The sequence below is a fragment of the Bradyrhizobium diazoefficiens genome, assembly GCF_016616885.1.
Lineage (GTDB): Bacteria > Pseudomonadota > Alphaproteobacteria > Rhizobiales > Xanthobacteraceae > Bradyrhizobium > Bradyrhizobium diazoefficiens_F.
Genome location: NZ_CP067102.1, coordinates 4,235,882 through 4,253,813 on the forward strand (window position 1 = coordinate 4,235,882; position 17,932 = coordinate 4,253,813).

General features: G+C 62.8%; 22 protein-coding genes. 16 read left to right on the forward strand and 6 right to left on the reverse strand.

What is annotated here, in order from left to right; translation table 11 throughout:
• Nucleotides 1-196 precede the first annotated feature (196 nt).
• The 7 genes from JJC00_RS19710 to JJC00_RS19740 all read left to right on the forward strand — a co-directional run bounded on the left by JJC00_RS19710 (nucleotide 197) and on the right by JJC00_RS19740 (nucleotide 3,789).
• Nucleotides 197-409, forward strand: a complete 213-nt coding sequence (locus JJC00_RS19710; protein WP_200474167.1) for a hypothetical protein — start codon at nucleotides 197-199, stop codon at nucleotides 407-409.
• Between the two features lie 149 nt (nucleotides 410-558).
• Nucleotides 559-816, forward strand: a complete 258-nt coding sequence (locus JJC00_RS19715) for a phage terminase large subunit family protein (protein ID WP_200467643.1) — start codon at nucleotides 559-561, stop codon at nucleotides 814-816.
• 83 nt (nucleotides 817-899) lie between these two features.
• On the forward strand, nucleotides 900-1,121 hold the full coding sequence (locus JJC00_RS19720; RefSeq protein WP_200467644.1) for a hypothetical protein: 222 nt from the start codon (nucleotides 900-902) through the stop codon (nucleotides 1,119-1,121).
• An 83-nt stretch (nucleotides 1,122-1,204) separates the two neighbouring features.
• Entirely contained in the window at nucleotides 1,205-1,495 is a 291-nt protein-coding gene (locus JJC00_RS19725) for a hypothetical protein (RefSeq protein WP_200467645.1), read from the forward strand.
• A 3-nt stretch (nucleotides 1,496-1,498) separates the two neighbouring features.
• Nucleotides 1,499-1,693, forward strand: coding sequence for a CbtB domain-containing protein (locus JJC00_RS19730; protein WP_200467646.1), 195 nt, complete (start codon nucleotides 1,499-1,501; stop codon nucleotides 1,691-1,693).
• Between the two features lie 10 nt (nucleotides 1,694-1,703).
• Complete coding sequence (locus tag JJC00_RS19735; protein WP_200467647.1) at nucleotides 1,704-2,498, forward strand: CbtA family protein; 795 nt, start codon at nucleotides 1,704-1,706, stop codon at nucleotides 2,496-2,498.
• Nucleotides 2,499-2,868: 370 nt separating this feature from the next.
• Nucleotides 2,869-3,789 carry a DUF1259 domain-containing protein gene (locus JJC00_RS19740; protein ID WP_200467648.1) on the forward strand — a complete coding sequence of 307 codons (921 nt, stop codon included), beginning with the start codon at nucleotides 2,869-2,871 and terminating at the stop codon, nucleotides 3,787-3,789.
• Between the two features lie 31 nt (nucleotides 3,790-3,820).
• On the opposite strand, the gene JJC00_RS19745 is transcribed toward JJC00_RS19740, so the two are convergent.
• Together JJC00_RS19745 and JJC00_RS19750 are read right to left on the reverse strand one after the other, a co-directional pair.
• Nucleotides 3,821-4,882: an urease accessory protein UreH domain-containing protein gene (locus JJC00_RS19745; RefSeq protein WP_200467649.1), complete on the reverse strand. Its 1,062-nt coding sequence runs from the start codon at nucleotides 4,880-4,882 to the stop codon at nucleotides 3,821-3,823.
• 4 nt (nucleotides 4,883-4,886) lie between these two features.
• The gene (locus JJC00_RS19750) at nucleotides 4,887-5,165 is read right to left on the reverse strand and encodes a metal/formaldehyde-sensitive transcriptional repressor (protein WP_200467650.1); all 279 of its coding nucleotides are present in this window, start codon (nucleotides 5,163-5,165) and stop codon (nucleotides 4,887-4,889) included.
• Nucleotides 5,166-5,553: 388 nt separating this feature from the next.
• Between JJC00_RS19750 and ilvD the strand changes: the two genes are divergently transcribed.
• Nucleotides 5,554-7,278 carry a dihydroxy-acid dehydratase gene (gene ilvD, locus JJC00_RS19755; protein WP_200467651.1) on the forward strand — a complete coding sequence of 575 codons (1,725 nt, stop codon included), beginning with the start codon at nucleotides 5,554-5,556 and terminating at the stop codon, nucleotides 7,276-7,278.
• Nucleotides 7,265-8,089, forward strand: a complete 825-nt coding sequence (locus tag JJC00_RS19760; RefSeq protein WP_200467652.1) for a tetratricopeptide repeat protein — start codon at nucleotides 7,265-7,267, stop codon at nucleotides 8,087-8,089. The genes ilvD and JJC00_RS19760 overlap by 14 nt, the downstream gene beginning before the upstream one ends.
• Before the next feature lie 60 nt (nucleotides 8,090-8,149).
• Here JJC00_RS19760 and xth read toward each other — a convergent pair whose 3' ends face one another.
• Nucleotides 8,150-8,947: an exodeoxyribonuclease III gene (xth, locus tag JJC00_RS19765; RefSeq protein WP_200467653.1), complete on the reverse strand. Its 798-nt coding sequence runs from the start codon at nucleotides 8,945-8,947 to the stop codon at nucleotides 8,150-8,152.
• 134 nt (nucleotides 8,948-9,081) lie between these two features.
• Here xth and JJC00_RS19770 point away from each other — a divergent pair, with 134 nt between their 5' ends.
• On the forward strand, nucleotides 9,082-11,412 hold the full coding sequence (locus JJC00_RS19770; RefSeq protein ID WP_200467654.1) for a hybrid sensor histidine kinase/response regulator: 2,331 nt from the start codon (nucleotides 9,082-9,084) through the stop codon (nucleotides 11,410-11,412).
• A 153-nt stretch (nucleotides 11,413-11,565) separates the two neighbouring features.
• On the opposite strand, the gene JJC00_RS19775 is transcribed toward JJC00_RS19770, so the two are convergent.
• Both JJC00_RS19775 and JJC00_RS19780 read right to left on the reverse strand, forming a co-directional pair.
• Nucleotides 11,566-12,405: a hypothetical protein gene (locus tag JJC00_RS19775; protein ID WP_200467655.1), complete on the reverse strand. Its 840-nt coding sequence runs from the start codon at nucleotides 12,403-12,405 to the stop codon at nucleotides 11,566-11,568.
• An 8-nt stretch (nucleotides 12,406-12,413) separates the two neighbouring features.
• Nucleotides 12,414-13,112, reverse strand: coding sequence for a GIY-YIG nuclease family protein (locus JJC00_RS19780; RefSeq protein ID WP_200467656.1), 699 nt, complete (start codon nucleotides 13,110-13,112; stop codon nucleotides 12,414-12,416).
• 143 nt (nucleotides 13,113-13,255) lie between these two features.
• On the opposite strand from JJC00_RS19780, the gene JJC00_RS19785 reads away from it, so the two are divergent.
• The 5 genes from JJC00_RS19785 to JJC00_RS19810 all read left to right on the forward strand — a co-directional run bounded on the left by JJC00_RS19785 (nucleotide 13,256) and on the right by JJC00_RS19810 (nucleotide 16,077).
• Nucleotides 13,256-13,867, forward strand: a complete 612-nt coding sequence (locus tag JJC00_RS19785; protein ID WP_200467657.1) for a hypothetical protein — start codon at nucleotides 13,256-13,258, stop codon at nucleotides 13,865-13,867.
• 23 nt (nucleotides 13,868-13,890) lie between these two features.
• Nucleotides 13,891-14,043, forward strand: coding sequence for a hypothetical protein (locus JJC00_RS19790; protein ID WP_200467658.1), 153 nt, complete (start codon nucleotides 13,891-13,893; stop codon nucleotides 14,041-14,043).
• A 350-nt stretch (nucleotides 14,044-14,393) separates the two neighbouring features.
• On the forward strand, nucleotides 14,394-14,681 hold the full coding sequence (locus tag JJC00_RS19800; protein WP_200474168.1) for a type II toxin-antitoxin system ParD family antitoxin: 288 nt from the start codon (nucleotides 14,394-14,396) through the stop codon (nucleotides 14,679-14,681).
• 7 nt (nucleotides 14,682-14,688) lie between these two features.
• A complete protein-coding gene (locus tag JJC00_RS19805; RefSeq protein ID WP_200467659.1) occupies nucleotides 14,689-15,045 on the forward strand; it encodes a type II toxin-antitoxin system RelE/ParE family toxin in 357 nt (118 codons plus the stop codon).
• Nucleotides 15,046-15,459: 414 nt separating this feature from the next.
• Complete coding sequence (locus JJC00_RS19810) at nucleotides 15,460-16,077, forward strand: site-2 protease family protein (protein ID WP_200467660.1); 618 nt, start codon at nucleotides 15,460-15,462, stop codon at nucleotides 16,075-16,077.
• Nucleotides 16,078-16,254: 177 nt separating this feature from the next.
• On the opposite strand, the gene erpA is transcribed toward JJC00_RS19810, so the two are convergent.
• The gene (gene erpA, locus JJC00_RS19815; RefSeq protein WP_200467661.1) at nucleotides 16,255-16,584 is read right to left on the reverse strand and encodes an iron-sulfur cluster insertion protein ErpA; all 330 of its coding nucleotides are present in this window, start codon (nucleotides 16,582-16,584) and stop codon (nucleotides 16,255-16,257) included.
• 136 nt (nucleotides 16,585-16,720) lie between these two features.
• On the opposite strand from erpA, the gene JJC00_RS19820 reads away from it, so the two are divergent.
• Entirely contained in the window at nucleotides 16,721-17,929 is a 1,209-nt protein-coding gene (locus tag JJC00_RS19820) for a deoxyguanosinetriphosphate triphosphohydrolase (RefSeq protein WP_200467662.1), read from the forward strand.
• Nucleotides 17,930-17,932 lie beyond the last annotated feature (3 nt).

A 17,932-nucleotide genomic window follows, 5' to 3' on the forward strand; every position in this document is an offset into this window, starting at 1 on the left:
CGACGGGGCGTTCCTGCGTTTGCAGGATCGGTCGCGATCGCAAGCCGTTCTTAACAATTGAGACGCATCCTCGATGGGAAGCGGGAGCTGCGCAGTGCGTTTCCCGGCGATGGGAATGCCTGAGGCAAGGTTGCCGTGCAACATTGCTTGCAAACGTAGCTCGTCCGATGGTTGACGTCCCATGCGTCTATTTGCCATGCGTCTGTTTGCGGTCATCCTGTTTGCGCTTCTGACGGCAGCCTGCAACCAGGAGCAGGACGTCACGGGCTCGACATCGGTCTGCGCGCTGCGGAACTACAGCTCCTACAATCCCCGCGACATGAATCAGTGCGTTGCCGCCTGCAAGTCGTGTGACCACGGCAATACCGTCACCTGCACCACCTCCTGTACGCTCAAGGGCGCGCACTGAAAGCAAGGGCCCGAGACCGCGGCCTTTTTATTTCAGCCTGTTCGCAATCGGGGAACCGCTAGAGCCAAACCGCTGACGGTGCTCCGCCACCGGAACGATTTCCATGAGATGATCATTGATGGGGCGGGCAGGACGCGGAGTCCTTTGGAATGGGTATGCTCGATCCCGGCCGGTTTCTGGTGTCGTGCTCGCATTGCGAGGCTTGGCCGATGGCGGCCAATGTCAAACGTACGAACTGGTCGGCACAGCCGCACGAGGTCCGCTTCGTCTGCCCGCGCTGCCGCCGCGAGGAGACCGCGATCGTCTCTGCGTCCGGGCAGCTGTTACCGATCAAGCGCGTCGACATTCCCCCGCACGAGGCGACCGCGGCCTGGGCCCAGGCCCAACGCCCGCGCGGGCGCACTTAGGGCATTCATTGCTCGATCCCGTTTTGGAACTGGGCCGTTCATCGGACGTTTCCGCCCCGACAGCAACGCATCAGGATGGGCGCATGATCAGCGAACATTTTGACACCCGCACACGGATCAACATGAAGCTGGCGCTCGACCGCGTCTGCCGCAATCGCCCCGACGGCGAGGACCACGGCTTCCGCAAGTCGGTCGCCGAGAACATCATCCGTTGTGCACTGACAGGTCGCACCGGCATCGGCCAGCTCGTCGATGCCGGTGAGCGCGCCATGATCAGGACCCGTTCGCAGCGGGAGCCGGCCTGATTGCGAGCTGGCGGACTTCGTCGATAGCCGTGCTAGGGTCGCCGCCAGGAGATTATCCCTGGTGCTGACGGAGGCGCGACGACTTGAGCAGCGAGGTTCATTGGCGCGACGACATCGCCTCGCTGGTGTTTCCCGTCGCGGGGCATGATGCGATCTGCGCCGTGCACCGGGGCGCGTTCCGGACCTTGCTGGGCGTCGAGCCCGCGCCGGAGGCCTGCCTCGGCTATTTCCGGCGGTTTGAGGCGGCCTTTCGGGCCGCCGCCGGCGCCAAGATCGCCCGCAACGGCATTTTGCCAGGGACCAGCCTGCATCTTACCAGTCGCGACATCGCCCGGAAGCTGCTAGAAAACGCGCAAATCGCCAATGGAGAATAGACCATGAGCCAGTCCCAGCTCGCCAACGCCCAAATCACGCTTCCGGTCGCCGCCGGGCAGGTGGGACGGCTGTCGCAGGCTCTGATGGCCATAGTGCTCGGCGTGTTCGTCATCGGCATGGTCGGCTTCTCCCACATCGACGTCGTCCACAACTCGGCCCACGACGTACGCCACTCGAACGCTTTCCCTTGCCACTAACCGGGGTGGCATGAGCACATTTCGCGCGATCGTCTTCGCGTCGGTCATTGCCGGTTTCATCGTCGGTCTCATCGTCACTGTCGTCCAGCAGTTCGGCACCGTCCCCCTGATTCTGAAGGCGGAAGGCTTCGAGAAGGCGGCGGAGATGCACCAGCATGAGGCGCCGGCCACGGCGCAGCCGGCAGCAGCCGGGCATGACCCCGCAGACCATGACCATGCCGCCCACGATCACGGCGACCATGGCGCCGGCGACCACGACCATGGCGCCGGGGCTTGGGAGCCGCGCGATGGTTTTGAGCGCAACGCCTATACCGCCGCCGCCAATATCCTGACCGCGATCGGCTTCGCATTGCTCTTGGCCGGCTTCTTCGCCGTGCGCAGCGGCGCCACCGGGGCGAGCGTGTCCTGGCACGAAGGCCTGCTGTGGGGGCTGGCGGGCTTTGCCGTCTTTACGCTTGCGCCCGGCCTCGGCCTGCCGCCGGAGCTGCCCGGCGTGCCTGTCGCGCCGCTGCTGTCGCGGCAGATCTGGTGGCTGGCCGCGGTGCTGGCGACGGCAGGAGGGCTCGCCTTGATCGCCTTCCGTCGCTCGGTGCCGGCCGCGATCGCCGGCGTGATCCTGCTGACACTGCCGCATCTGATCGGCGCGCCGGAGCTCGCCAACATCGAGACCAACGTGCCGTCGTCGCTGACGCATCAGTTCGTCACCGCGGTGACGGTGACGAGCCTGGTGTTTTGGACCTTGCTCGGCGGTCTGACCAGCGCGGTATTCGCGCGCTTCGACCGCGGCACAAACCAGCGCGCTTGAGCCGGCGCTCGCATCACAACGTGGAGATCGCCGTCCAAACCATCTATCGGCTCGCGCGGGGCGGGCGCAATCGATTTCGTTCCATTTGAATCGATCAAATCTTTTCGAACGGCCACGGATTGCACGCGGTTGACAGCTTGGACCTCCGGGCTTCTATTCGAGCCATCGGGGATATGCGATCTCCCCGCGAGGCGACATGCCCAAGCATCGCGTCCTGATCACCAAGGGCGCAGCATGTCCATTTCCTACACCTCCGTTTCGTTCGACCGAGTGGCTCATTCGCCTCGCGCGGCATGCCTCGACGCGCACGGTGCGAATGTCTGAGCCGAAAACGGATTCGACCTGGGGCAGGAACACCAGGAGAATGACCATGCGACTACGAACAATCTGTCACGCAGCCTTCCTGCTGGCTGCAGTCCTGGGCCCAGCATCCTTCGCCGCGCAATTCGTCTCGCCGGCCCAGGCGGAAGACGTCAATTGGCAGGCGATCGACCAAACGCTCGGCCGCAAGGCCGCCGTCTCGGATGATGTCCACCGATACGGTTTTCCTCGCAGCGATCTCTCCGTGACCCTGGACGGGGTCGCGATCAAGCCAGCGCTGGCCCTCGGCGGCTGGGTGGCGTTCAAGCCTGCCCATGGCGGCGCCATGGTCATGGGCGACCTCGTGCTGCTCGAGACCGAGATCAATCCTGTGATGGCGAAGATGATCGCTAGCGGTCTCGAGATCACGGCCGTGCATAATCATCTGCTGCGTGCGAGCCCGGCGACGTTCTACATGCACGTCGCGGGACACGGGGACCCCGTCAAGCTGGCCTCTGCGATCCACGATGGGCTCGCCGAAAGCAAGACTCCGCTGACCGTCGCCGCACCGGCCAACCCGCCGCCCGCGGTCGATCTCGACACCGCCAAGCTCGACCAGATCATCGGCGCGAAGGGACAGGCCAATGGCGGCGTCTACCAATTCAACGTCAAGCGTCGCGATCCGATCACACAGGAGGGTATGCCGCTCACGCCCGTCGGGCCGATGGGCGTCGCGATCGGCATCAACTTCCAGCCAACCGGCAACGGCAAGGCCGCCATCACCGGCGACTTCGTTCTGTCGGGCGACGAGGTGAACCCGGTGATTACGGCGCTGCTGGCGAATGGCATCGAGGTGACGGCACTGCACAGCCACATGCTGGACGAGCAGCCGCGGCTGTTCTTCATGCACTTCTGGGCCAATGACGATGCGATCAAGCTCGCCAAGGGCCTGCGGTCCGCGCTCGACAAGACTGCGAGCGCGAAAGGCTAACCGACAGAGCAGTGGATGCCGCCGCTGCTTGTTACGACATCAGTTCGTGCAAACCCGTCCAGCCGGTATAGAGGCCGACGAAGACGATCAGGGCTGCCGAGACATAGGGCGCGCGGTGAGCGTAGCGGCTGAAGCCGCCCCAGTGTCGTTCGACGTGTCGCAGGCTGAGCGCGGCGAGAACGCCTGCCGACACCATCGTGATCGCGAGCCCGATGCCGAAGGACAGCACGAGGACAAAGCCGAGGCTGAACTGCTTCAGCTGAATGCAAAGCAGCAGTACGGTGATCGCGGCGGGACAGGGGATCAGTCCGCCAGTGAGACCGAACAGGACGATCTGCGCCGTCGTCACGTTGCGCCCCGTAAAACGCTTGCGGATATCGGCGGCGTGGGCGCGCGCGTGAGCGTCGTCCTCTTCGCCGAGATACATGTGATCGTGATCGTGCTCGCTAAACAGTATCTCGGTGGAGTCGCCGGCAAGGGCGATACGCGCCTTGAACGCGTGAGGCTCGGGAATCTCCTCGATACTTTCGAGGTATCCATCGCAAGCGGCGAACGCGAAGGTCTGGGGCGCACCGTCCTCGCGGATCGTGGTCACCTCGATGTCGCGGGCTGCGGGAAGCGCGCCGTTTTCGCTTCGGATCCGCCAGCGAGGCGGCACGCCGTCCTCGAACACCTCGATCAGCAGCGGCAAGCCGGCCAACGAGATGGGGTGCGGCTCGTCGTGGTGATGATGGTCATGCTCGTCATTCTGCTCCCGCCAGGTGCGCCAGACCATCCAGCCGGCGATGCCGACGATGATGACGGCGGACGCCAGTTGCAGATAGGCCTCGCTGCGCTCGCCGGACAATTCTTGGCCGAAGTACAATCCCGCCAGCGCGATCGCCCAGACGATGGCGGTATGGGAGATGGTTGCCGACAGGCCGAGCACCGCGGCCTGGAGCACGGTGCCCCTGATGGCGATGATGAACGCGGCCATCATGGTCTTGGAATGCCCGGGCTCGAGGCCATGCAGCGCGCCGAGCAGGATCGCACTGGGCGCGAACAGCCATGCATGCGCGCTGCTCTGTTGGAGCAGGTGAGACAGGTCGGTCATCTCTTCACTTCAAATAGGTTCGGACGACGTCGATGAGGTCGGCGGCGCCCTTGGCCTTCTCCGGATCCGTTTCGTGCGCGGGATCCACGACATGATGGCGAATGTGGTCTTCCAGGAGCTCGGTGGTGAGACCGCTGATCGCGCCTTTCACTGACGCCACCAGCATCAACACATCGGCGCAGCCGATCTCCGACTCGAGCGCGCGTTCAACCGCCTCGAGCTGCCCCTTGATACGCCGGACGCGGCCGATGAGCTTCGACTTGTGCTTGATGGTGTGTGTCATGACAGTAAGATAGGGGGGTATCCTATATTGGTCAAGGCGAGGGACAGCGCCGACTCAGCCCGGATGCCCGTCAAAAGCGGGCGCGCCGCTCACGCAACAAAATCTGAAGTTGTGGATTGTCATCTTGGCGAGGGTAACACTGTAGGCTTTTCCGTGTCCTCCACGCCACGATTGTGCCTTTCCAGCAACATTCACGTGCGATTTAACTGTTATCGCAGTCCGCCCGTACCGGCGCCGCTTTTTGGCCACACCCGAACATGAATAAAATCGCTCTAATGTTTCAGGGGCTGGGCTGGTCCCTTGCAGGCGGCGGGAAATCCCAAGGTCGATTCAAATCTTGGGTCTGATGTTCCGGGTCTGACAAGGGTTGGCCAAGGAAACTGGTGCGATGGACGCCAAGACCAACATCAAGCAGAGGCTGCCGAGCCGTCACGTGACGGAAGGCCCTGCGCGCGCGCCTCACCGGTCCTACTTTTACGCCATGGGTCTGACCACCGAGCAGATCCATCAGCCCTTCGTCGGCGTCGCCTCGTGCTGGAATGAGGCTGCGCCCTGCAACATCGCCCTGATGCGCCAGGCGCAGGCGGTGAAGAAGGGCGTCGCATCCGCCCGCGGCACGCCGCGCGAATTCTGCACCATCACCGTGACCGATGGCATCGCCATGGGCCATGACGGCATGCGCTCGTCGCTGCCGTCGCGCGAATGCATCGCCGACTCCGTCGAGCTGACGGTGCGCGGCCACGCCTATGACGCCCTCGTCGGCCTCGCCGGCTGCGACAAGTCGCTGCCCGGCATGATGATGGCAATGGTCCGCCTCAACGTGCCCTCGATCTTCATTTACGGCGGCTCGATCCTGCCTGGCAATTTCCGGGGACAGCAGGTCACCGTGCAGGACATGTTCGAGGCGGTCGGCAAGCACTCGGTCGGCGCCATGTCGGACGAGGACCTCGACGAGATCGAGCGCGTGGCGTGCCCCTCGGCGGGCGCCTGTGGTGCGCAGTTCACCGCCAACACCATGGCGACCGTCTCGGAAGCCATTGGCCTCGCGCTGCCTTACTCGGCCGGTGCTCCGGCACCGTATGAAATCCGCGACGCCTTCTGCATGACCGCGGGCGAAAAGGTGATGGACCTGATCGCTCAAAATATCCGGCCGCGCGACATCGTCACCCGCAAGGCGCTGGAGAACGCGGCCGCTGTGGTCGCGGCGTCTGGCGGCTCTACCAATGCTGCGCTGCACCTGCCGGCGATCGCGCATGAGTGCGGCATCAAGTTCGACCTGTTCGACGTCGCCGAAATCTTCAAAAAGACACCATATATCGCGGATTTGAAGCCGGGTGGCCGTTATGTCGCCAAAGACATGTTTGAAGTAGGTGGCATACCGCTTCTGATGAAGACGCTGCTCGACAACGGATTTCTCCACGGTGACTGCCTCACCGTCACCGGTCGAACGATCGCCGAAAACCTCAAGAGCGTGAAATGGAATCCGCACCAGGACGTGGTGCACCCGGCAGACAAACCCATCACCGTCACCGGTGGTGTGGTCGGTCTGAAGGGCAATTTGGCGCCAGAAGGTGCGATCGTGAAAGTCGCGGGAATGTCCAGTCTGAGGTTCACCGGTCCGGCGCGCTGCTTCGACCGGGAAGAGGACGCGTTTGAGGCCGTCCAGAACCGCACCTACCGCGAAGGCGAAGTCATCGTGATCCGCTACGAGGGCCCCAAGGGCGGCCCCGGCATGCGGGAGATGCTCCAGACCACCGCAGCGCTGACCGGGCAGGGCATGGGCGGCAAGATCGCGCTCATCACCGACGGCCGCTTCTCCGGCGCCACCCGCGGCTTCTGCATCGGCCATGTCGGGCCTGAGGCCGCCATCGGCGGCCCGATCGCACTGTTGCAGGATGGCGACATCATCGAGATCGATGCCGTTGCCGGAATCCTTAACGTAAAATTGAGCGACGCCGAGCTCGCGCAACGCAAGACCAAATGGAGCCCTCGCGCGACTAACCATACGTCGGGTGCGCTCTGGAAATATGCTCAGCAGGTTGGACCGGCGGTCGATGGGGCAGTCACCCATCCGGGCGGCGCGCACGAGAAACAGTGTTATGCGGACATCTAGGCGTGCCATAGTTGCGTTTGTGTTGGGGGCTACCGCGCTGGCCGCGCCGGCGCTCGCCTTCGACGGTGCGCCGGTCAATCCGAAGGATGCGACCATTCCCGTCGTGACCACCTTGCCCGGTGCCGCGGGTGCGGTGCGCAAGTCGGTGGCGCCGGTCGCGCCCCAGGAAACCTCGCTCAGCGCCCTGCAATATGCTGCCGAGGGCGGTCACCCCATCGCGCAGTGGAAGCTCGGCCGCATGTACGCCAGTGGCGATGGCGTGGCCCAGGACGACGTGCGTGCGTTCGAATATTTCACCCGGATCGCGAATGCGCATGCCGAGGACAGCCCGTCGGCGCCGCAGGCGCAGGTCGTGGCCAACGCCTTCGTCGCGCTCGGCCGCTATTATCTGAGCGGCATCCCGAACTCGAAGGTCAAGGCCGACCCGGACCGGGCGCGGGAGATGTTCTCCTATGCCGCCTCCTATTTCGGCAACGCGGATGCCCAGTACGATCTCGCCCGGCTCTATCTGAAGACGCCGGACGCCTCGCGCGAGGATTTCCGCTACGGCGCGCGCTGGCTCGGCCTCGCGGCCCAGAAGGGCCAGCATGAGGCCCAGGCGCTGCTGGGGCAGATGCTGTTCAATGGCGACCGCCTGCCGCGCCAGGCCGCGCGCGGCCTGATGTGGCTGACGCTCGCGCGTGACAGCGCCGGCACTGATGAGACCTGGATCAAGGAAAACTACAACCGCGCCTTCGCCAAGGCCTCGGACGACGACCGCGCCATGTGCCTGCAAATGCTGGAGCAATGGGTGCAGGGCCGCCACGAATAGGCGAGGTCCGTAGGACGGGCAAAGGCGCCTTGGCGCCGTGCCCACCCATCTGATCAGCGCTTACGCCGCCTCCAGATCCAAATCCGCCCACACCGGTACGTGATCCGACGGCTTCTCCCAGGCCCGCACATAGCTGTCGATGCCGACATTGGCGAGCCGATCGCTGGCCTGTGGCGATAGCAGCAGATGGTCGATGCGCAGGCCCTGGTTCTTCTGCCAGGCCCCGGCCTGGTAGTCCCAGAACGTGTACAGCCCGGGCTCGTCGGTGACCGCGCGCAGTGCATCGGTCAGGCCGAGGCCGAGCAGGGACTGAAAACTCTCCCGCGTCTCCGGCTTGAACAGCGCGTCCTCGGTCCAGGCCGCGGGATTGTGGACGTCGCGGGCATGCGGAATGACGTTGAAGTCACCTGCGAGGATCAGTGGCTCCTCGGTCTTGAGGCGCTCCTTCGAATACTCAAGAAGCCGCGACATCCATTTGAGCTTGTAGGGATATTTCTCGGTCCCAACCGGGTTGCCGTTGGGCAGATAGAGACAGGCGATGCGCAGCACACCGCGCTTGAGCGTCACCACGCCCTCGAGGAAACGGGCATGCGCATCCTCGTCGCCCCCGGCAAGCCCCGACTTGGTCTCATCGAACTTGAGCTTGGAGAGCAGCGCTACGCCGTTGAACGTCTTCTGCCCGTGGGTCACCACGTTGTAGCCGAGCGCCTCGATCTCCAGCCGCGGGAAGGCTTCGTCGACGCATTTGATCTCCTGCAGGCAGACGACGTCCGGCTGGCACTCCTTCAGCCAGGTCAGCAGGAGATCGATCCGCTGCCGGACCGAATTCACATTCCAGGTGGCAACTCTGATGGGCATGGGCGAGGGCTCCGGGCAGGGGTCATGGTTAGAACAAAATGCAAACGTGCCCGTCAAGGACGCCGCAAAATCTCCCACAAAATTAACCCGGCTTAAGCCGGCCTTGGGCCATTGATACCGAAAAGGTTTTTCGAATGGGATGGCCGGACAAATCAACACAGCGCGCTGAGCCACAAGACGGCCTGATCGGCGCGTTCCTGTACTGGCTTGGCGGCTTCGCGATCGAGGACGGCCTGACTGCCGGTCTCAGCGAGCGCGAGCTGCGCCGCATCCGCGCTAAGCAGATCGACGCCGTGACGCGGGCAATCCCGGTGACGATGGCCGTCACCATGCTGAACGTCGCCATCGTGCTGATCCTGTTCTGGGGCCGGGGCTGGAACGATTTCCTCGCGATCTGGGGCATGACGCTTGCCGCCACCGCCTCGCTCGCGGTGAGGGCGTGGCGGCGCGCGCAGCAGAATCCGCCGCAGGAAGCTTCACGCCGCGCGGCGCGGCAAATGATGCGGCAGGCATTCTTCCTGGCTGCGATCTGGGGCACGCTGCCGCTCGCATTGTTCAGCCGCGTCGGGCCGACCGGCCAGCTGATCCTGGCCTGCCTGATGGTCGGCATGATGTCCGGCGGCGCCTTCACGCTGTCGACCTTTCCGCGCGCCGGTCTTGTCTATCTCGCGACCATGACAATCGCCTGCGCCGGCGCGATGCTGTTGTGCGGTGCTGGTCCGTATGCCCTGACCGCAATGTTCCTGCTGCTGTTCGCGTTCTTCATGGCGCGCAACATCGTCTCGCAGGGCAATCTGTTCCTCGGCAATCTCAAGGCCCAGCGCGAGCTCGAACGCCAGACGGAGATCATCTCGCTGCTGCTGAAGGATTTTCAGGAGAACGCCAGCGACTGGCTGTGGCAGACCGATGCCGAAGGGCATCTCACCGACGTGCCGCAACGCTTCGCCGACGTCGCGCAATTGCCGCTGCCGCTGCTGAAGGGATCGTCTTTCGCCGACGTGCTCGACATGCTGTGCCCCGAAGACAAGGCGGCGGCCTACAATGTCGTTGGCCTGATGGAGCACGCCGAGCCGCTGCACGAGATGAACCTCACGGTCGTTACGGGCGGCGAGGCGCGGCTGTGGTCGCTGACGGCGAAGCCGGCCTATGACCGTGACGGCCAGTTTCTCGGCTATCGCGGTTTCGGCCGCGACGTCACCGAGCGCTGGCGCGCGGAAAAGGCCGAGGCCGAGAGCCGCGCGAAGTCGGATTTTCTCGCCGTGATGAGCCACGAGATCCGCACGCCGATGAACGGTGTGCTCGGGCTTGCCAGCATGCTGCTCGAAACAAAACTCGATCCGGAGCAGCGCGAAGCCGTCACCACGATCTGGGAGTCCGGCGACAACCTCCAGCGCATCCTCAACGACATCCTCGATCTGTCCAAGCTCGAGGCCGGGCGCTTCGCGTTCGAGGCGATCGACTTTGCGCCGCAGACGCTGGTCGAGACGGTCGCGACCGTGGTGCGCGCAAGCGCCAAGAGCAAGGGGCTCGCGATCAAGATCGAGCTCGATCCGAACCTGCCGCCGACGCTGCGTGGCGACGTCGCGCGCATCCGCCAGGTGCTGCTCAATCTCGCATCCAATGCGGTGAAGTTCACCGACCAGGGCGAGGTGACGATCAAGGCCATCTGCCAGGCGCGCCGCGATCTGCTCGCGACCGTTGAATGGACCGTGACGGACAGCGGCATCGGCATTGCACCCGAGAAGCTCGGGCAGTTGTTCTCGGATTTCGCCCAGGCCGATGCCTCGATCAGCCGCCGCTTCGGCGGCACCGGACTGGGGCTCGCGATCTCCCGGCGCATCGTCGAGCAGATGGGCGGCACGATCGGCGTCACCTCGACGCCGGGCGAGGGCTCGACCTTCCGCTTCACGCTGGTGCTGCCGTGGAGCCAGGCGCAGACGTCCAGTCAGGATTCGGGCCGCGATGAAGCCGACGACCTCAAGGCGCGCATCGCAAGCCTCGACCGGCCGCTGAAGGTGCTGGTCGCCGAGGACGATGCCGTCAACCGCATGGTCGTGAGCAAGATGTTAGGAGCCTTCGACGTCGAGCTCCGGGTCGTCGCCGACGGCGTCGAGGCCGTCGCGGCTGTCTCCGAAGGCGATTACGACATCGTGCTGATGGACGTGCGCATGCCCGAGATGGATGGGCTTGCCGCGACCCGGGCGATCCGCGCGGAAGGCGGCCGCTTCGATGCCCTGCCGATCATCGCGCTGACCGCCAACGCCTTCCCCGAAGACGTCAAGATCTGCCGCGAGGCCGGCATGTCGGACTTCCTGGCGAAGCCGCTACGGAAACCGGCGCTGGCCGCGGCCCTGCTCCGCGGGCTGGACGGTCACGTGATGGCAGAGGACGCACCGCTCCAGCCGGATCTGATGCCGGTCGATGTCGAGTGGACGGACGAGGAAAGGCAGATGGCGGGCGCTTGAAGCTTTCCATAGACTCGCCCGGCGACCGCCTTCAGGCGCTCGACCGAGCCGGACTCCGGATGCGGCTTGACCGGCGCGAGCATCCCTTTAGCCCCCAGCATAAGCGAAGGTCGAAAGCCGAAAAAAAGAAGGGCGGATAATCCAAAAATTTCTTTACCTAGCCCACTCAAAAACGTCGATCGTAACCTTGGTGATACGAAGCGCCAATGCGTAGGCGAGCACGAATGGCCACACGACCCATTGGCCAAGCCCCAACATGATTTCAGCTTCCTCGTTCAACCCCTTCGCGGTTGCTTCGAACTTGGGTGCGCCCTTCATGTAGTCGCGCCAGCTCTCAAGCCGAATCTCAAACACAGACAACGAAGAGAATATCGAGGGCTTTTCGCGAAGCTTCTCAAGGGTGAACAACCCTCCATATGGAAGCGTGACTTCGTTTCGAAACCTACCTTCGAGAGCATCGATCTGTTCGGCCGACAGGTTTGGTCGAATCTCCGCCGCGATTCTTTTGATACCCTCGCATGGCTGAGCCGAGAACTTCGCTATCGACCCGCACAAGAACTCGGAGAGATACGCAGCAGATTTTTCGACATCAGATCTAAACGGCGCTTCGCCCTCTTGATGGACCTTCACGGACATTCGCGACAGGGTGAGATCGCGCTGACCAGTGTACCCAACCGCAAACAGGAAGAGGCCGATCGTTGCGGCGCCAAGGTACCAATAATCAATTCTTCGTACCTTCCTCTGCGACAGGTTCGGCTCCGAAGCGTAGTGCGCATGTGACGCTAGGAGAAACCACAGGAAAGCAAGAGCTAGCTCTGTCACGAACCCTACCTCCGCGCGGTATGCGAAAAATAGGGCAACTGGCAATACGAAGAAGCCCAACGTCGAAACGTATACGATGATACGCCGTCCCCGCGGAAAGCGTTGCACTGCGTCGATGAATTCGCGAAAGGTCTTAGGCCGGTTCGTTGGTTCTGGCACAATCTCGGTCATGTTTGGCGCTATTGATATTTGCGTCGTTTGAAGGCTGCGACATCTGCCGTAGTCAGCTTGAACCATTCCCCGTTTGCGCGGCGATCGGCGAAGCGCCGATGCCAATACGCCTCGATTCCCGAAGGGTCATCGGTGCGGATCGCGTGAACGAGGTTCGCAGCTTCAGGCAGCGCAATACGGATTTCCTTCATGCGGCGTTCGATCTCGTCGCTGCGACCAATCTTGTAGTGAGCGCCGGACTTGATCAAATAGACGAGCCCCTCCAGCACCGTGCTGCCAGAGACTTTCGCTGTTTCGCTGCCCAACATGTCGGCGATATCGCGCAGATCAGGCTTGCCGTCCACCCACGCTCGGAGGTTCGACAAGAGATCGTCTTTGGACCCGAAGTGCGTGAAGATGGCTTTGGCGCTCGGCACCTCCGCATTCGTCTTGCGATACAGCGCGAGTTCGCTGGAGGTGGGCAAGTGTCCGTAGTGTCTCGCTACCTCGATATATCGTTGCAAGATGATGCCGGTTTCTGATTTGCCTTGCCACTGGTTAGGAGCAAAGCCCGCTTCCTTAAGCGCATCGCTCCAACGAGCCCAATAAATGCCCCGCCAAGTATGTTCGCGAATACCGGTTTCTCGCTCGAACAACTGACTTCCGGGCGGCTGACCATCATTCGCGTCTGCCAGTCTTCGTATGTCTCGAAGAATAGTCTCTCGCACGGATCATCTTTCCTCAGCATCCCAGCCCCCAATAGTTACAACGGTTTAGGCTTGTCCGCCAAGCGCGACCCGTTTAGGTTGCTCTGCCGCGAGAGCCCAACGAAAGCGGCTTTTAGCCCGTCGGGGTTTCGGGGAGGCGATCGATGGCCGGCACAACGCTGAAGACGCTTGGCATCTGTATGGCTCTCGCTGTCGGTGCAGTCTATTACAATTACGGCACGCTTTCGCCGTGCGATGCGCTCCGCGAGACCGTCCGCCGACAAGACGACCTAGCGCGCGTGATGCCCGACGCCATCGTCGATTTCGGAATGACAGCTCAGTATGGGAAACTCTCGCCGGGCCGCTGCCTCGCCGTGCTTGTCGGCGGAAAGGCAATGGCCGCGCCAGCCCCGGCCGCTCCTTCTGCGTCGCAAGCGCTCGCGCCGGGTTCATCGCGGGCTGAGCCGCCAACGTTTCAGACGGCCGGCAATCAAGCTGCGGCAGCAATCAACGAATGCCGGGCAAAGCGCTTATCCGGGGAGCTGAAGAGCTTCACCGCATCCGCCCAGTGCTCCGGCCCGCGTATCATCGAAGCCTTCAGGAAGGCGAGCTACCGCTACATGGATTTGGTGAGCCTGATGGTTGCAAAGCGCGCTCAAATTTCGGAGCGGCTGGATCGTCGCGAAATGTCGGAAGCAGACGCCAACGTTGCTTTCCAACAAGCTTTCAGCGAGGTGGTCACAGCCGAAAAGATGCGCGACGCGGCGCGGCAATGAACGGCGAAAGCGGGAAAGGGACCTTGACGCTCAAATTTATCCGTATATTGCCGACCGCCGCCGAAACACGGAGGCAGGCAATGAAGCTGAGTAAGGGAAAGGCCGGCAAAGAACCTCGATCCGTCACGTTCTCAATTGATTTCAGCAAGTACCGGCAGCTCTCGATCCTGGCGTGACAGAAGAAAGACACTACGCTTTGAACTGGCTTATCGGACACAAGGAACAGACGTGGGATCATGTCGCGACACCTAACACTTCATTGAGCGATGCGTCTGCGGGCGGCTCGCTAGCGGCGCTCAACCTGGGGTCTTCTATCGTATTTTTGGGTGAGTGGCGCGCCACGGCCGATGAAGATGGCACTACTGCTTCGCCGTGGCGCCATGACGACGGCGCCAAGCGCGAGCTGCTCGATGTTCATGCGCTGCGGCTGCCTGACACTACGCCGATCGGAGGGTTGTGCCGACGAATTGGCTCTGGCATAATATGCCATAGCTGCCCATGTTTCGAATGGCCCGAGAGGACGTCGATGCCAACCAAAAACGTTGTGCTGACGAAACGGCAGGAAGAACTTATTGAAACCCTCGTCAAGTCCGGGCGCTATCAGAACGCCAGCGAGGTGTTGCGCGAAGGATTGCGACTTGTGGAGCAACGCGCAGCCGAGGATGCGAGCAGGCTGAAAGCCCTGCGGGCAGCCGCTCGCGTCGGAATCGACGCATTGGAGAGGGGCGAGTTCAAGGAATTTGAAACCGCAGGAGACCTGCACGCTTATTTGAATGATCTCTCGGAGAAGGTTATTTCCCGAACATCGGAATAGTCACCTCATGGCCGAGCAGAAATGGCGTGTTCGTCTCGGCGGAGCCGCAGAGCTCGATTTTGCGAATATCCTGAAATGGACCACCGAGAATTTCGGCCCCCGACAGTCTCGAATCTATCGGGACACGCTCGTTCGGGCGATCGCCGAACTCGCGAACGGCCCTGACGTTGCGGGGTCCAGGGCCGGCGACGAGATCATGCGGGGTCTGCGCACGCTCCACATCGCGCGACACGGACGGCGCGGAAGTCACTTCTTGATGTACCGGGTTGCAACCAAAACGACCATCGAAATTGTTCGCATTCTGCACGACAGAATGGACCTTCAACGCCACATTCCATCGGCTACCGACGAGAGCGGGAAATAGCTCGCGCGCAAGGCGACCGCAAATCCGGATATTCCAGCGTGCTCTGGCGTCGGGTCGTAAAATGGCGCGCCACGGCCGATGAAGATGGGAACGACTGCTTCGCCGTGGCGCTATGATGCTGGAGCCAGCGGTGCGCTGCAATCGGCAAAACTGCGATTGCCGGCGCTATGCGTCGCGGACGCTGCCTTCGATTTCAGGAGGGGGGTCCGGTTACTCTTCCTGGCAAGTCCCCAGCGCGGCCAATGTTGAACCCATTGGGGAATCAGAACGTCCAAAGCGCCAGGACAGAGCTTTCTGAACAAGGCGACTGAGTAGACACCGGTTACCAAGATTCTGACCCGATCGATTCGCGCCGACCGTCTCATCTGGGCAGCCTTGATGGTGAGGAGAAAACGTTCGATGCAGGAAGCAAGAATGGCCGCAGCCCATGAGCCGGCGGATCGCCTGGCTCGATGGATCGTGCTCGTCGCTTTGCTTTGTCTTGCGACCGTTCTGATCTGCGTATGGGTGTTGACTCGCGACTACCGGATTCCCGCCGTCCTCGCTTCATCGGCCGTCGGGCTGGCGGCCGGCATCGCGTGCCACGAATTTGGACATATGCTGTGCGCTGTGCTCCTGTCAGCTCCAGTCCAACTGGTGTCGATCGGCATCGGCCCAGTGCTGTGGCACTGCCGAATCGGCGAAACCCGATTTGAGCTGCGTGCGGTGCCTTGTGCGGGCTTCGTGCGGTGCTATCCGCAGCCCATCGTCAACAGGCTTTCGAGGCTGCTCTTTCTGCTCGGCGGCGTGCTGGGGAATGTCGTGCTGATCGGCCTCGTGAGCGCGATCCGTTCGGCAGTCGTGCCGGACCCCGGGCACGATTACGTCAGTCCGATCGCATTCGTCCAATATTACTACATCATCGTGAATTTGGTGCCCTTCTGGACCACGGCGGGCGGTGTCCGGACCGGCAGCGATGGCCTGCAGCTTCTGCTGCTCGCGTGTGGAACCGTGTCTGGCGCGTCCTCGCGAGATCCGAACTTTCTGGAATGAATGGCAGCGCTATGGACCATCGGACGGGGGAGGCCGGCCGAGCTGGGGGATCTCGCGATGATCGTACCTTACCCCTGTTTTGCCCGACGCGTCAAATGATTTTCGAAAAAGCCGAAACGAGCCGCGCCGGCTTCCAGGCTACTGTGCATGGGGTTGTTTTGCAGATTTTGATTTCGGCTAGATCGAGAAGCTGGTCCCGCAGCCGCAGGACGCGGTCGCGTTGGGATTGTTGACGCGGAACGAGGCGCCGATCAAATCGTCGACAAAGTCGACCTGCGAGCCCGCCAGAAACGGCTGCGATGCGGAATCGACCAGCACCACCGCGTTCTCCTGCTCGATGACGAGATCGTCGTCGGTGCGGTCGCGGTCGATGTCGAACTTGTATTGGAAGCCGGAGCAGCCGCCGCCCTCGACCGAGATGCGCAGCATCGCGCCTATGCCTTCGCCCTTGAGGATCTCCCCAATCCGGCGTGCGGCTCGGTCACTGATGGTCACAGCAGTCGTCATAGCCCGTCTCCGATAGGTCCGCGGTCATACCAAATTCACTTGGCAGATTCACTTGGCCAATTCATGTGGTATCCCGCGTCCGGCATAGTTAAGTGCAAGGATACGCAGAATCAAATGGATAGGGACTAAATTCGTCGTGTCCGTCGGAATGGCAGCCCCCCGTGCGCCCTATGCCTGCGACCCCGATCGCAGCCGTGGCCGGCTGTTTGCCGAGCCCCCGAGCCGGACCCGGAGCCCGTTCCGGCGCGATTGCGACCGCGTGATCCATTCGACCGCGTTTCGCCGCCTGAAGTACAAGACCCAGGTGTTCGTGTTCCATGAGGGCGACCATTACCGCACCCGGCTGACCCATTCGCTGGAGGTGGCGCAGATTGCCCGCGCGCTGGCGCGCCAGCTTGGGCTCGACGAGGATCTCACGGAAACCCTGGCGCTCGCCCACGACCTCGGCCATCCGCCATTCGGCCATGCCGGCGAGCGGGCGCTGGACGCCTGCCTGAAGGATTTCGGCGGCTTCGACCACAACGCCCAGGCACTCCGCGTCGTCGGCTCGCTGGAGCACCGCTATCCCGAGTTCGACGGGCTGAACCTGACCTGGGAGTCGCTCGAGGGCATCGTCAAGCACAACGGTCCGCTGACCGATCGCAGCGGCGCGCCGGTCGGGCGCTATCGCGACCATGGCGTCCCCGTCGGCATCGCCGACTATATCAAGACCTACGATCTCGAACTCTGGAGCTTCGCCTCGCTGGAGGCCCAGGTTGCTGCGATTGCCGATGACATTGCCTACGATGCCCACGATATCGACGACGGCCTGCGCGCCGGCCTGTTCCACCTCGATGATCTCAAGGTGATGCCGCTCACTGCGGAGATCATTGCCGAGACCTCGGCGCACTATCCCGACCTCGAAGAAGTCAGGCGCGGGGCTGAGCTCGTGCGCGAGCTGATCTCGCATCTGATCGGAGCGGTGTTTGCTGAAGCCCAGAAGAACATTGTCGGCGTCAGCCCGCAATCGGCCCAGGACGTGCGCCAGCAGAGCCGGGCGCTGATCGCTTTCCCGGCCGAGGCCGCCGAGGAGGAGGCCGCCATCAAGCGATTTCTCTATGGGCACATGTACCGCCACAAGCGGGTGATGCGGGTGATGGCGGAGGCGGAACAGATCCTGTTCGACCTGTTCGCAAAGTACCTGACATCGCCGGCCGACCTCCCGCCGGAATGGTTGGTCGGGGCGGAGGCGGACGATGAGGGCGACCGGGCCCGCCGGATCGGCAATTTCATTGCCGGAATGACCGACCGCTTCGCCCTGACCGAGCACCAGCGGCTCTTTGACTCGACCCCGGATTTGCGTTAGGCG